This is a genomic window from Rufibacter hautae (assembly GCF_008271695.1).
GTDB lineage: Bacteria > Bacteroidota > Bacteroidia > Cytophagales > Hymenobacteraceae > Nibribacter > Nibribacter hautae.
In genome coordinates this window covers 2128624-2141808 of sequence record NZ_VKKY01000001.1, presented here as the reverse complement: position 1 = coordinate 2141808, position 13185 = coordinate 2128624, and the positions used below count along the sequence as shown (strand labels likewise).

Annotated in this window: 11 protein-coding genes; 3 read left to right on the top strand and 8 right to left on the bottom strand. The window is 50.3% G+C overall.

Going from position 1 to position 13185, the window contains the following annotated elements; genetic code table 11:
- Positions 1–28: 28 nt before the first annotated feature.
- The 8 genes from atpG to FOA19_RS08335 all read right to left on the bottom strand — a co-directional run bounded on the left by atpG (position 29) and on the right by FOA19_RS08335 (position 5857).
- Positions 29–919 (bottom strand): ATP synthase F1 subunit gamma, encoded by an 891-nt coding sequence (atpG, locus tag FOA19_RS08370; RefSeq protein WP_149090280.1) that lies wholly within the window; start codon positions 917–919, stop codon positions 29–31.
- Between the two features lie 72 nt (positions 920–991).
- A complete protein-coding gene (atpA, locus tag FOA19_RS08365; RefSeq protein WP_149090279.1) occupies positions 992–2572 on the bottom strand; it encodes a F0F1 ATP synthase subunit alpha in 1581 nt (526 codons plus the stop codon).
- A gap of 2 nt (positions 2573–2574) precedes the next feature.
- Positions 2575–3135, bottom strand: a complete 561-nt coding sequence (atpH, locus tag FOA19_RS08360; RefSeq protein WP_149090278.1) for an ATP synthase F1 subunit delta — start codon at positions 3133–3135, stop codon at positions 2575–2577.
- Between the two features lie 68 nt (positions 3136–3203).
- Positions 3204–3698 carry a F0F1 ATP synthase subunit B gene (locus FOA19_RS08355; RefSeq protein WP_149090277.1) on the bottom strand — a complete coding sequence of 165 codons (495 nt, stop codon included), beginning with the start codon at positions 3696–3698 and terminating at the stop codon, positions 3204–3206.
- A gap of 121 nt (positions 3699–3819) precedes the next feature.
- Positions 3820–4074, bottom strand: coding sequence for an ATP synthase F0 subunit C (gene atpE / locus FOA19_RS08350; protein ID WP_149090276.1), 255 nt, complete (start codon positions 4072–4074; stop codon positions 3820–3822).
- Between the two features lie 35 nt (positions 4075–4109).
- Positions 4110–5186 carry a F0F1 ATP synthase subunit A gene (gene atpB, locus FOA19_RS08345; protein ID WP_149090275.1) on the bottom strand — a complete coding sequence of 359 codons (1077 nt, stop codon included), beginning with the start codon at positions 5184–5186 and terminating at the stop codon, positions 4110–4112.
- Positions 5187–5230: 44 nt separating this feature from the next.
- On the bottom strand, positions 5231–5596 hold the full coding sequence (locus FOA19_RS08340) for a hypothetical protein (RefSeq protein ID WP_223808784.1): 366 nt from the start codon (positions 5594–5596) through the stop codon (positions 5231–5233).
- Positions 5597–5620: 24 nt separating this feature from the next.
- Entirely contained in the window at positions 5621–5857 is a 237-nt protein-coding gene (locus FOA19_RS08335; RefSeq protein WP_149090273.1) for an AtpZ/AtpI family protein, read from the bottom strand.
- 322 nt (positions 5858–6179) lie between these two features.
- Here FOA19_RS08335 and porW point away from each other — a divergent pair, with 322 nt between their 5' ends.
- Genes porW through uvrC form a run of 3 tightly spaced genes read left to right on the top strand, consistent with a single transcriptional unit; the run spans position 6180 to position 12892 of the window.
- Positions 6180–8771 (top strand): type IX secretion system periplasmic lipoprotein PorW/SprE, encoded by a 2592-nt coding sequence (gene porW / locus FOA19_RS08330; RefSeq protein ID WP_449421247.1) that lies wholly within the window; start codon positions 6180–6182, stop codon positions 8769–8771.
- Between the two features lies 1 nt (position 8772).
- Positions 8773–11070 carry a penicillin-binding protein 1A gene (locus FOA19_RS08325; RefSeq protein ID WP_149090271.1) on the top strand — a complete coding sequence of 766 codons (2298 nt, stop codon included), beginning with the start codon at positions 8773–8775 and terminating at the stop codon, positions 11068–11070.
- 19 nt (positions 11071–11089) lie between these two features.
- Positions 11090–12892 (top strand): excinuclease ABC subunit UvrC, encoded by a 1803-nt coding sequence (gene uvrC, locus FOA19_RS08320; RefSeq protein ID WP_149090270.1) that lies wholly within the window; start codon positions 11090–11092, stop codon positions 12890–12892.
- Positions 12893–13185 lie beyond the last annotated feature (293 nt).

Below are 13185 nucleotides of genomic sequence, written 5' to 3'. Positions count from 1 at the left end.
GGGCGCTGCAAATAAAGGTCGGTTAAAACTATCTACTGGCTGCAAGCGCTTCGGCACCACCTACAATCTCCAGGATTTCGGTAGTGATGGCCGCCTGACGAGTCCGGTTATAGGTCAGTTTCAATTGCTTCAGCAATTCACCGGCGTTTTCAGTGGCTTTGTCCATGGCCGTCATCCGGGCACCGTGCTCAGAAGCATTAGATTCCAATACCGCTTTGTACACCTGAATCTTCAAAGATTTAGGAATCAATTGCTCAATGATCTCCTCTTTGGAGGGCTCAAAGATGTAGTCCAGGTTAGCATTGGCGCTGGCCTGCTCAGTGGTGTTCTCCTGGATAGGCAGGAACTGCTCCGTGCGGATGATTTGCGTAGCCACGTTTTTGAACTCGTTGTACACAATGTCCACCTGATCGTAACGACCAGCCCGGAAACCTTCCATGGCTTGCTCAGCGGCTACGCGTACGGTTTCAAAAGACAGATTGCCGAACACGCCTGTGAAATCACCGGCCATGGGCATATTGCGCTTGTTGAAGTACTCGTGGCCTTTCTTCCCAATGGCCATCACTTCAATATTACCGGCCGCGGCCTGGGCGCTGTACCGCTCATTCACCAGGTTGTTCACCGCTTTCATCACGTTAGAGTTGAAAGCACCGCACAAACCGCGGTCTGAGGTAACGGCAATAATCAACACCCGCTGCACATCACGCTTCTGCGCATACACATTCTGCCCAGCCTCTCCTTGTACACTGGAAAGATTGCTCAAGATGTTGTTTAGACGCTGCGCGTAAGGGCGCATACGAATGATGTTATCCTGAGCCCGGCGCAGTTTGGCCGCCGCCACCATTTTCATGGCTTTGGTGATTTGCTGCGTAGATCCTACAGATACAATGCGGTTACGTACTTCTTTTAAACTTGCCATTAAGTTGCGTCACGTATAAACAGAGAAAAAAGAGCACGCGTGTAACCGCTATGCTCTTCTTCTGTTGATTAATTATTTACGATATCTGGCTGTGAGGTCACGCGCTACTTGCTTCAGCGTATCGGTCACATTATCATCAATCTTACCGGCTCTCAAAGAATCCAGTACCGGACGGTGCTGGGCATTCAAGGTTCTGGTAAAGTCTTTCTCGAAGGCACGCACCTCGTTTACTGGCACGTCATCAATCAGACCATTGGTACAGCAGTAGATCATGGCTACCTGGTCTTCTACCGCTACCGGAGAAAACTGAGGCTGCTTCAATACTTCCAAGTTTCTACGGCCACGCTCAATGGTCAATTTAGTAGCGGCATCCAGGTCAGAACCGAATTTAGCGAAGGCTTCCAATTCACGGAACTGCGCTTGGTCCAGTTTCAAGGTACCAGCCACTTTCTTCATGGACTTGATCTGGGCAGAACCACCCACGCGAGATACCGAGATACCTACGTTGATCGCCGGACGAATACCAGAGTTGAACAAGTTGGTCTCCAAGAAGATCTGACCATCGGTGATAGAGATCACGTTGGTTGGGATATACGCAGAAACGTCTCCAGCCTGCGTCTCAATGATTGGAAGAGCGGTCAAAGAACCACCACCTTTCACTAAGTGACGGATAGACTCTGGCAAGTCGTTCATGTCTTGCGCGATGCTATCAGAAGCGTTGATCTTAGCTGCACGCTCCAACAAACGGGAGTGCAGATAAAATACGTCACCTGGATACGCCTCACGTCCTGGAGGACGACGCAGCAGCAGAGACACCTCGCGGTAAGCTACCGCTTGCTTAGACAAGTCATCATACACTACCAGGGCAGGACGTCCGGTATCACGGAAGAACTCCCCGATAGCCGCACCGGTAAACGGCGCGTAGAATTGCATTGGAGCAGGGTCAGCAGCAGGAGCAGCCACAACTACGGTGTAACGCATCGCGCCACCAGCCTGCAGAGCGTTCACGATCTGCGCAACGGTAGAGGCTTTCTGGCCAATAGCTACGTAGATACAGAATACAGGCTCACCACGGTCAAAGAACTCACCCTGGTTGATGATGGTATCAATAGCTACGGCAGTTTTACCTGTCTGACGGTCACCGATGATCAACTCCCGCTGGCCACGGCCAATCGGAATCATGGAATCTATCGCTTTGATACCAGTTTGCATCGGCTCATTTACCGGCTGACGGTAGATAACGCCTGGTGCTTTTCTTTCAATTGGCATTTCGTACAGTTCACCCACCAATGGGCCCATGCCGTCAATTGGCTGACCAAGGGTGTTCACCACACGGCCTACCATGCCATCACCTACGCGAACGGAGGCAATTTTATTTGTTTTCTTAACTGTATCGCCTTCTTTAACGTCGCTCCAGTCACCCAACAATACCGCACCCACGTTGTCCTCTTCAAGGTTAAGAACAAGGGCTTGCAGACCGTTTTCGAACTCTAACAACTCACCAGACTGTGCCTTGGATAAGCCGTAGATACGAGCAACACCGTCACCAACTTGCAGAACCGTACCAACTTCTTCTAGTTCAGCTTCTGTTCTGAAGTTTGACAGCTGTTCTCTTAAAATCGCTGATACTTCATCAGGTCTAACTTCTGCCATGATTATAGTTTAGTAATGTATGGATTTTCTTTAAACTTGTTTTTCAATTTCTGCACGCTGGTTCTCACCGTGTTATCAATCTGCTGATCGCCAATGCGCAGTACGTACCCGCCCACTACGGCTGGGTTCACCACTTCTTGCAGCTCCACCTTCATGCCTCCGGTGCGTTCCACCACCATTTGCTGGAAAGTGGCCCGTAGCTCTGGGGTAAGCGGCACGGCTGTAGTCACCGTTGCTTTCTGGATTCCGCTGATCAGGTTGTACTGTTTTACAAACTCAGTAGCCACTGACTCCAAAATGGCCTCACGGTTTTTTTGGGTGATGATCCGGAAAAAGGCCATGGTCAACTCGGTCATGCTGCCCCCGAAAACGGAGTTCAGAATGGCGAGTTTCTTATCATGCTTTATAATCGGGTTGCGCAGTACAAGGCTAAGGTCACGGCTTCCGTTCAAGGTCTTGGTGAAGGAAAGCATATCGGCGTATACTTTCTCCAGTGATCCTTGCTCTTGAGACAGCTCTAGCAGAGACTTGGCGTACCGGGAGGCAACTCTTTCGTCTGACATTATTTCTCTTGCGTGTTTAAAACGATTCGCTTCCTTTTCTAGGGCGGGAAGCCGCTCGCCGTCCGTTCTTAGCTAAGGTGCGTGTCTTGCAGGTAGCTCTGTACCAGGGCACGCTGGGCCTGCTCGTCCTGCAGCTCGCGTCTGAGCAATTTCTCCGCGATGTCAATAGACAAAGTAGCCGCCAGGTTCTTCACCTCGGTAAGGGCTGCCTTTTTCTCGTTCTGGATAGACACACGGGCTTGCTCAATCATGCGCTGGCCTTCTTCGTTGGCTTTGGTACGGGCACCTTCCACTAGGGTGGTAGCGGCGTCAGTAGCATCTTTCAAAATGCGGTCACGCTCAGCACGGGCTTCGGTCAAAAGACGCTCGTTGTCTGCTTTCAGTGCCTGCATTTCCAATTTGGCTTTCTCAGCCATGGTGAGGGCAGCGTCAATGTTGTCTTCGCGCTCACGCAGGGCCTTCATGATAGGCTTCCAGGCGAACTTAGACAACAAGAAAAGAACCACCAAGAAGGTGATGGTCTGCCAGAAAAGCAATCCGATACCAGGAGTTACTAATTGCATTGTATTTCTTTTATTAGGGACTGAAGGATTCTCCTTCTCTCAAAACTACAAACTCTACTACTGTTATTGCGCCTCCCTGTCCTGACCAATCGTCAGGAAGGGAAACGCAACAAATGCATTCTTAGCGAATGAATGAAATCAGAAGGCAAACTACCACCCCGAACAGGGCAACACCTTCAATAAGGGCAGAAGCGATAATCATCGCAGTCTGGATTTGTCCACCAGCCTCTGGTTGTCTAGCGATAGATTCCATGGCAGAGCCACCGATTCTACCAATACCAAGGCCAGCACCAAGAGCTACTAATCCAGCGCCGATACCAGCACCCATAATAGCATAACCAGTACCCAGGGTCAATTCAAGCAATAATGCTAACATAAAAGTAGATATATATAGTTAAAAAAGAATTCAGATTAATGGTGTGCTTGCGCAGCATGTGGGCCATCGCCAAAGCCCATGTCATCGTGGTGGTCATGCTCTTCTACCGCACCGCCAAAGTACATGGCAGACAACAGCGTGAAGATATAAGCCTGCAACAGTGCCACGAACAACTCCAGGAAGTTCATGAAGGTGGCAAACGCTACGCTCAACGGACCAATGGCAATACTCTGGAAAATAAAGATCAAACTGAACAAGCTCAGGATGATAATGTGACCTGCGGTGATGTTGGCAAAAAGCCGAACCATCAAGGAGAAAGGCTTGGTAAAAATACCAATCACCTCAACCGGGATCATAATAGGAGCCAACCACTTGGGAACACCCGGCGTGGCAAAAATGTGCCCCCAGTAAGATTTATTCCCATTGAAAACCGTCAGGAGCAAAGTAAGGAGTGCCAGCACAAGGGTAACGGCAATATTACCGGTTAAGTTAGCGCCGCCTGGCAGCAAGCCCAGCAGGTTGTTGAACCAGATAAAGAAAAACACGGTAAGCAGATACGGCATAAAGCGCTCGTACTTAGGACCGATGTTGGTCTTGGCAATATCGTCGCGGATGAAAACGATGATGGGCTCAAAGAAAGACTGCATGCCACGCGGGGCTTTGCCGCGGTTTTTGCTGTAAGCACCGGCAATTGAGAAGAACACCAGGAACAACAGAAGCACACTAAGGAAAAGCGACGCCACGTTTTTGGTGATGGAGAAATCCATTGGACCAACAGGCTCCACTTCGCCTTTCTCATTCACTTTGGTGCGGGGCTCGCCTTCTTCGTTGGCATAGTAGATATGCCCGTGCTCCATCACGTAGCCATTATAAGGCTGTACTTCATGATGCTCGTTGTAGAACTTAGAGGCCAAGAACACATCCAGGCCATTTTCCCCATATAATATAACCGGCAAAGGCAGCACCACACCGTCGGCAAAGTGCCAGGTATAGTCATCGCCAATGTGATGGGAGATCATCTCCCCGGGGTTAAATTCTCCACCTTCGGCAGATTCTGCCGCCTGGGCTGAAAAAGTAAGAACAGTAAGCAGGAAAACGAGTATCTTCTTCATTAAGAGCTAATTAAAAGCAATGGATTTTACGTAACCGCACTGCCCTATGCATGCTTTTTTGAATTTTGGCGCAAGTTACTCAACAATGCGTAGATTTCAAATCCGGTATAGATAAAATAAAGGGCGAAAAAGTTTGCCACAAATTGCACTAACCCTTCTGCATGGAAATATCTATATACAAAAACTGCTATTATAGAGAAGACCATGCGCACGCCCATGGCGGCAAAGTAATAGGCGTGCAGGTTACTGGAATCGTGTTTTAGCCCCAGGAAAGCCACATAATGGGCAAACCCAGTCACAAACACAAAGAAGCACAGCATGTACCATATATAGGAATGAATCACGGCATCTCCGGTGAACAGCAGCAGTACCGTAATCAGGAGTACCAGCAAACCGGTGAGCAAAATCATTCCTCTTATAAAACTCACAGGCGATTAGTTCTTACGGGTAAGTGATACAATGACAGAATAAACGGTAGCAAACACCGCTACTATTAACAGCCCCAGTGTCCACCAGGGGGTATTGTTGTGAAAATAGGCATCCAGCTTACGCCCCCCGATAGCGGCAACAGACATCACCACAATCATCTGGAAAGCCAGACCCGAGTACTTCAGGTAAGGCTTCACCCCTTGTTTTTCTTTGGGGTTAGACGGGTGTTGGGTTGGTTCCATGCGTGTTGGGTCCTATTTGCACAAAGGTACTAATCCCTGGCTCACTGGGGCAGAAAAGATTTTCGCTGTTTTGGCCATCTTTTAAAGAAAACAAGCTTAAAACAGTTCCCGTTCAGCCAAATTTGCTTTTCATGCGTTCACCGCGGGTGACGGCTTTTGCGTAGTAGCGTAACAAGAGCCTAAAAAGTGTAAATTTGCTTTTGACCCTATTTTAAGGCTACCTTACTAACTAAGTACAAGTACGTTTCTGGTCCGTTTTAGCTTAATCAGATATAAAATAAAAAAGGCTCTGCGCAGTTCTACTAGTATTCCAACCCTTGACTTGACGTTGAAACTGACACGTTTTCTTCTACTATTCCTTTTATTGGGAGTTGCCGCCGGCTGCTCTTCTGATAAGCCTTTGGGCCGGCTCTACCGAAACATAAACGCCCGTTTCAATGGATACTTCCTTGCCCTCCAGAAGATGGAAGCCGTGGAAGCCAAACTCGCGGCTGCCCACGTAAATGACTATAACCGCATCCTAGACATCCTGCCGCCGGCCGACACCACTATCCTGAAAACCCTGGCGCCCGATCTGGATGAGGTGATCAAGCGAGCCTCGTTCCCTATTGCGCGCCACCCCAAAAGTCGGTGGATAGATGATTGCTATGTGCTCATTGGGAAGGCCCGTTTTTACCAGGGCGAGGATGCCGAGGCCCTCAAAACCTTTCGGTTTGTGCAAACCACCAGCCCAGACCGGCACGCGCGCCACGAGGCCTTGATCTGGATGATGCGGCTGGCCATGCGGCAGAAAGATTATGACCAGGCCTTCTCTATCTCTGAGCAGTTCCGCAAAGAGCGCATGAACGAGAACAACGGCCGTGAGTTGCTTTTAACCAGAGCCCAGTTGGCCAGCATCCAGAACAACCTGCCGCAGGTCATTGAGAACATGGAACTGGCTATTCCGCTGGCGCACAAAAGAGATCAGGAAGCGCGCTTGAGATTTATCCTCGGCCAGTTGTACCAAGCTACTGCCCAGGACGCCAAAGCTTACGAGCAGTTTGCGAAGGTCCTGAAGAAACGTCCTCCTTATGAATTGGGCTTCTACGCCAATCTGGGCCTAGCTCAAGTAACGGAACTGAAGGACAACTCTGATCAGGATAAAGTAAAAAACTTCTTGCGCAAACTCGCTGATGACCAGAAGAACAAAGAGTACACCGATAAAATCTACTACGACCTGGCCAAGCTGGAGCTTCGGCAGAAACAGTACCCAGATGCTTTGAAACTGCTGCAGCAGTCTACGGCGGCTTCCACCACAAACAAAGTACAGAAAGCATACTCTTACCTCTTAGCCGGGCAGATCTATTATGAGAACCTGCAGCAGTACGGTCTGGCCCAAGCGTACTATGACAGTACCCTTCAGCTTCTGCCGCCCACTACCATGGGCTACGAAGAACTCTCCGACAGGAAAACCGTGCTCACCGCCTTCACCCAACAGTTGGAGATTATCAGGAGCAATGACAGTCTATTAGCCCTAGGCCAACTGAATGCGACGGAGCGGGCCCAGAGGGTAGCCGAGCAGATCACCCGTGAACGTGACCAGGAGGCAGCCGCCTCTTTAGCCGCCGCAAACGCCACCACCCCCGGCCCAACCCAGCAAACGGCTACCTTGCCCATCGGCGGAGCCGGAACGCAGGGCAGTACCTGGTACTTTGACAACCCGGTGGCCCGCGGTAGCGCGCGTAATGATTTCTTGCGGACCTGGGGAGACCGGCCTTTGCAAGACAACTGGCGCCGTATCACCGCTATTTCAGGTGCCACTCCTATTACGGCTGGGATAACCACCGGCATTGCCGTGGATAGTGCCGCACTGGCAGCCGCGGCTGCTCAGAAACAGGAAACTTATTTGGCTGCCATCCCGGTGACAGCAGAGCAGCGCCAAGCCGCCGACAAGCGCGTGGAAGAGGCTTTGTTCACCTTGGGCAACATCTACCAGCAGCGTCTAAGAGAGCCGGAGAAAGCTGCCCAAACGTTTCAGAAATTGCTGGAGCGCTACCCAGCCTCTAACCATGGCGCCGAGGTCTACTACAGCCTCTACGTGATTGCGCAGGGCCAACAGCAACCTGATAAAGCCGCCGGATACGCGAAGACCCTAAAAGACCGTTTCCCTAACTCCAAATACAGCAAGCTCATTGACCAGCCTGATTTTCTCAGGACTTATTCTGCTGAGAACTTGGCCGCGCACGCCCTGTATGACTCTGCTTACGCGCTGTACGAGAAAGAGAAGTACCCGCAGTCCTTGGCCGTTTTAGCCTCCCTTTCGCAGAAATACCCTCAAAACGATGTACAGGACCAAAGCGCGTTTCTGCAGGCTTTGGTAGCAGGCCGTACGCAGCCAGCCGCTACCTTCCGGGCGGCCATGGAGCAGTTCATTATTAAGTACCCCGAGAGTGCATTACAGGCGAAGGCCCGTGACTTCATGAACCTCTACCTGCGCTATGAGACCGGTGAGTTGGCCAAGGCTCCGGTCGTTAACACCCCGGTAGTGCCCAAAGAGGAAGCGCCCACTTACAAAACAGAGCGTAGCCTGCCGCATTCCTTCGTGATAGTGCATACCGGTGTAGATACTACAGCCGTGCGCCAGCTCATGAAAGCGTACGATACTTACAACTCTCGTTTTCACCCTAAAAAGCAACTCCAAGTGGAGCCTGTGCCCTTTAGCGACAGCACCACGCTACTCGTTATCCGGACCCTGCCTGACTTTAAAGCCGCCCAGCAGTACTCTAAATTGCAGGCCACACGCAATTCTCCGTTAGCCAACTTAAAAGGCTCGAAATTTGCTACCTTTGTGATAACCGAAGAGAACCTAGCCTTACTGAGAGAGTTGGGGAATATCGCGGAGTATGTAGCTTTCTTTGAAAAAAATTACCAATAAAATGTCGTCAACGCCTGATAAGAAGTACCGGAAAACCATTTCGGCGCTTTGGCTGTTTTTTGCCGGAGGATTTGTGTTCTTCCTGCTGTACGTTTTTGCCGTTAGCATCAATTTCCTGAATCTCTTTGGCGATTTACCAGACCTGAAAACCCTGGAAAACCCCAAAAGCGAACTGGCTTCTGAAGTCTACTCAGAGGACGGCCAGCTTCTAGGCAAGTATTTCCGCGAGAACCGCTCTCCTGTTACCTATGAGCAACTGCCTAAAACCCTGGTAGACGCCTTGGTAGCCACAGAGGACATCCGGTTTGAGGAACACTCCGGCATAGATTTCAAAGGCACGCTGGCCGTTCCTTACTACAAACTCACCGGCAAACAGGACCGTGGCTCCAGTACGCTCACGCAGCAGCTAGCCCGTAACCTCTTCCGTACCCGCGATGACCTGAACAACGGTTTGCTTTCTGATGTGCCCGGCCTGCGCATGCTCATCATTAAAACCAAGGAATGGATCATGTCCATCAAACTGGAGCGCTCTTACACCAAGAAAGAGATCTTGATGATGTACCTGAACACCGTTGACTTCGGGAGCAACGCGTACGGAATTAAGGTAGCCGCCAAGACTTTCTTCAACAAAGACCCACAGCAGCTTACCCTAGAGGAAAGCGCCACCTTGGTGGGCGTTTTGAAAGGGCCGTCCTTCTACAGCCCTGTTCTGCGTCCTGAGCGCTCTCTTAGCCGTCGTAATACGGTGCTGGACCAGATGCTCAAGTACAACTACATTGACGAGCCTACCTACGCTAAGACTACTGCCAAACCTATCAAGCTGGACTTCAACGTGGAGAACCAGAACAAAGGCCTGGCACCGTACTTCCGGACGGAGATAGGGAAGTGGCTGGCCCAATGGTGCCGCGACAATGGCTATGACCTGTATTCAGACGGCTTGAAGATTTACACCACCATTGACTCGCGCATGCAGAAGCACGCCGAGGCGGCCCTAGAGCAGCACATGAAAACCATGCAGCGGGAATTTTTCCAGCAATGGAAAGGCCGTAATCCGTGGGTGAATGATCAAGGGAAAGAAATCAAAGGCTTCCTGATGGAGCGGATGAAGGGTACCGCTCGATACAAGAGCCTGGTGGAACAGTATGGCAGTAATGAGGACTCCATCAAATACCACCTGAACCACAAGATCCCGATGCGCATCTTTTCCTGGAAAGGGGAACGGGACACCATCATGAGCCCAATGGACTCGCTGCGTTACTACAAGCACTACCTGCAGGCCGGATTTATGGCCATGGACCCACTTACTGGTAAAGTGAAAGCCTGGGTTGGAGGAACCAACTTCAAGTACTTCAAATACGACCACGTAAAACAAGGCGCCCGCCAGCCAGGCTCCACCTTCAAGCCTTTTGTGTACACCACCGCTTTAGAGAGAGGCTACTCGCCGTGCTATACCGTAGTAGATGCCCCTGTGACCATCATTAACCCCGATGGCAAGCCCTGGACGCCTAAAAATAGTGAGGGCACGTACTCTGGTCGCAGTATGACCTTGCGTACGGCGCTGGCTCTTTCTGTGAACAGTATCACTACGTACCTCATGAAGAAAATAGGTCCGGAGGAAGTTGTGTCTACTGCGAAGCGTCTGGGCATCACCACGTCGCTTGACCCGGTACCTTCCCTGGCCCTCGGCTCAAGTGATGTCACCTTGTATGACATGGTAGGCGCATACGGTACCTTTGTGAACAAAGGCACTTGGACCCAGCCTCAGTACTTGGTGCGCATTGAAGACAAGAACGGAACGGTTTTGCACGAATTTGCGCCAAAGACCCTGGAAGCGCTTAGCGAGGAAACGGCCTATCTCATGGTGCATATGCTGAAAGGCTCCACTGAGACCCGTGGCGGTACGGCTTACTATGGCTTACGTCACCGTTATGGGCTTAAAAATGAAATCGGGGCTAAAACCGGAACAACCTCCAACTACTCAGATGCCTGGTTTATGGGAATTACCCCAGACCTGGCTGCCGGAGTTTGGGTAGGCGGCGAAGACCGCAGTATTCACTTCCGGAGTGCCGCTTACGGGCAGGGAAATAAATTGGCCATGCCAATCTATGCCCTCTTCATGCAGAAAGTGTACGCCGATAAATCCTTGAATGTCTCTAAAGGTGCTTTCCCTAAGCCAGCGCAGCCACTTTCCACCAATATCAACTGTGGTGGCAGCACTTTTGTACCTGTTGTGCAAGATTCCGTAAAACAAGAGCAAACCCTCACTTTGCCGCAGAAGGTAGAGGAGGATAGGTTTTAAGTTTTAGACCAGAAGGACTGTGGAGGAATCATTAAAAGAGCAACTAAAACACTTGCCGCATCGCCCGGGCATCTACAAGTATTATGATGACAAGGGCATAATTTATGTGGGCAAGGCGATAGATATCCGCAAGCGGGTAAGTTCTTATTTTAATCGGTCTACCCAGCACAACAAGAAAACCCTTAAGCTCATTTCGCAGATCAAGCGGATTGAGTTCACCATTGTAGACAGTGAGGCCGATGCTTTTTTGCTGGAGAACAACCTCATCAAGCAGCATCAGCCTAAATACAACATCCTGCTCAAAGACGGCAAGTCTTACCCGTATCTCTGCATCACCAATGAGCGATTTCCCAGGGTTCTGAGCACCCGTAACAAGCTGAACGATGGTTCACGCTACTTTGGCCCGTACCCTAGCGTAACGAGCATGTACGTGGTACTGGAGCTCATCAGGACCTTGTACCCCCTGCGCACCTGCAGCTATAACCTAAGCCCTGCTAACATTGAAGCCGGCAAGTTCAAGGTGTGTCTGGAGTACCACATCGGCAACTGCAAAGGTCCCTGTGAAGGCCTGTACGGAGAAGAGGAGTACAACCAGCACATTCAGCAGATCAGGAACATTCTCTCGGGGAACCTTACGGTAGCCAAGAACTACTTCAAGGAAGCCATGTCTGCCGCCGCCGCCGACTACCAGTACGAGCTGGCTCATCAGTACAAACAGAAGCTGGACATGCTGGATGATTTCCAAGCCAAATCCACGGTGGTAAGCCACACCCTCTCCAACATAGATGTCTTTACCATTACCTCCAATGAGAAATGCGCGTTCATCAATTACCTGAGGGTGATGAACGGCTCTATCATTGGTACCCAATCCTTGGAATTGCAGAAGAAACTGGAGGAAACCGATCAGGATATCCTGGCTTCCATGATCATGCAGTTGCGTTCTGATTTTGAAAGTACCTCCAAGGAGATTCTGGTCAACATTGAAGATTTGGTCTTGCCTTTGGAAGGTATCTCCGTGAACGTTCCCCAGATTGGCGATAAGCGGAAATTGCTGAACCTATCCTTGAAAAATGCTTTGTACCTGCGCAAGGAAAAAGAAAGCATGCAGGACAAGTCCAAAGACAGCAACGAGGTCCGCATCATGGAAACTATGAAACGTGACCTGCGCCTAACCGAGTTGCCCAAGCACATTGAGTGTTTCGATAACTCCAACTTCCAGGGCGATAACCCGGTGGCTTCCATGGTCTGCTTCCGGAACGCGAAGCCATCTAAGAAAGACTACCGCCACTTCCACATCAAGACTGTAGTAGGCCCAGACGATTTCGCCTCTATGTACGAGGTAGTGACCCGTCGTTACCGCCGCTTGATAGATGAAGGTACCTCCCTGCCGCAACTCATCATCATTGACGGAGGCAAGGGGCAACTTGGCATGGCCGTGAAAGCCTTGAAAGATCTTGGTATCTACGGCCAGGTGGCCATTGTGAGTATTGCGAAGCGGCTGGAGGAGATTTTCTATCCGGGAGACACATTGCCGTTGTACATTGATAAGAAATCTGAGACACTCAAGCTTATCCAGCGCCTCCGGAACGAGGCCCACCGCTTCGGGATCACTTTTCACCGCTCGCTACGCGATGCCGGCACCTTACAGACCGAGCTTACCAAGATCAAAGGCTTAGGCCCTGCTACTGCTGAAAAATTGCTGACTAAGTTCAAATCTGTAAAGAAGATTGCCGAGCTCTCGCAACAGGAATTGGAAAGTGAAGTGGGCAAAAGCAAAGCCCGCCTCTTACTCGATTACTTCGCACAGACCCAGAACAAGTAAGTCGTTTAGGAGGTGTTTTCCTGAAAATGGCTTCTAAACAGACAACTTATGCACCTGTTGCTTCTGAGTTAACCGAAGCCTCCCTAACTCCATTATGTTTTGAGGCTACTTTTACTAAATGCCTCCCAAAGCTGTAAATCTTACCGAAGTACTTCGTCCACCTTTCATAAGAATTGCAGGAACTTCTCTATGGTAACCAAAACTAATAGGCAAGAATCAAGGGAATGCGCCTCTTCATGGTGCAATAAAACGAAGACTTTGGAGAAGTTAATTATCTAGAGTTGTCCTATGTA

Excerpts from the sequence above, each read along its gene's own strand:
- FOA19_RS08325 (WP_149090271.1), top strand. The coding sequence starts at position 8,773 with ATGTCGTCAACGCCTGATAAGAAGTACCGGAAAACCATTTCGGCGCTT.
- atpH (WP_149090278.1), bottom strand. The coding sequence starts at position 3,135 with ATGTCAGACGAAAGAGTTGCCTCCCGGTACGCCAAGTCTCTGCTAGAG.
- atpA (WP_149090279.1), bottom strand. The coding sequence starts at position 2,572 with ATGGCAGAAGTTAGACCTGATGAAGTATCAGCGATTTTAAGAGAACAG.
- FOA19_RS08335 (WP_149090273.1), bottom strand. The coding sequence starts at position 5,857 with ATGGAACCAACCCAACACCCGTCTAACCCCAAAGAAAAACAAGGGGTG.
- atpB (WP_149090275.1), bottom strand. The coding sequence starts at position 5,186 with ATGAAGAAGATACTCGTTTTCCTGCTTACTGTTCTTACTTTTTCAGCC.
- FOA19_RS08340 (WP_223808784.1), bottom strand. The coding sequence starts at position 5,596 with ATGATTTTGCTCACCGGTTTGCTGGTACTCCTGATTACGGTACTGCTG.
- atpG (WP_149090280.1), bottom strand. The coding sequence starts at position 919 with ATGGCAAGTTTAAAAGAAGTACGTAACCGCATTGTATCTGTAGGATCT.
- atpE (WP_149090276.1), bottom strand. The coding sequence starts at position 4,074 with ATGTTAGCATTATTGCTTGAATTGACCCTGGGTACTGGTTATGCTATT.
- FOA19_RS08355 (WP_149090277.1), bottom strand. The coding sequence starts at position 3,698 with ATGCAATTAGTAACTCCTGGTATCGGATTGCTTTTCTGGCAGACCATC.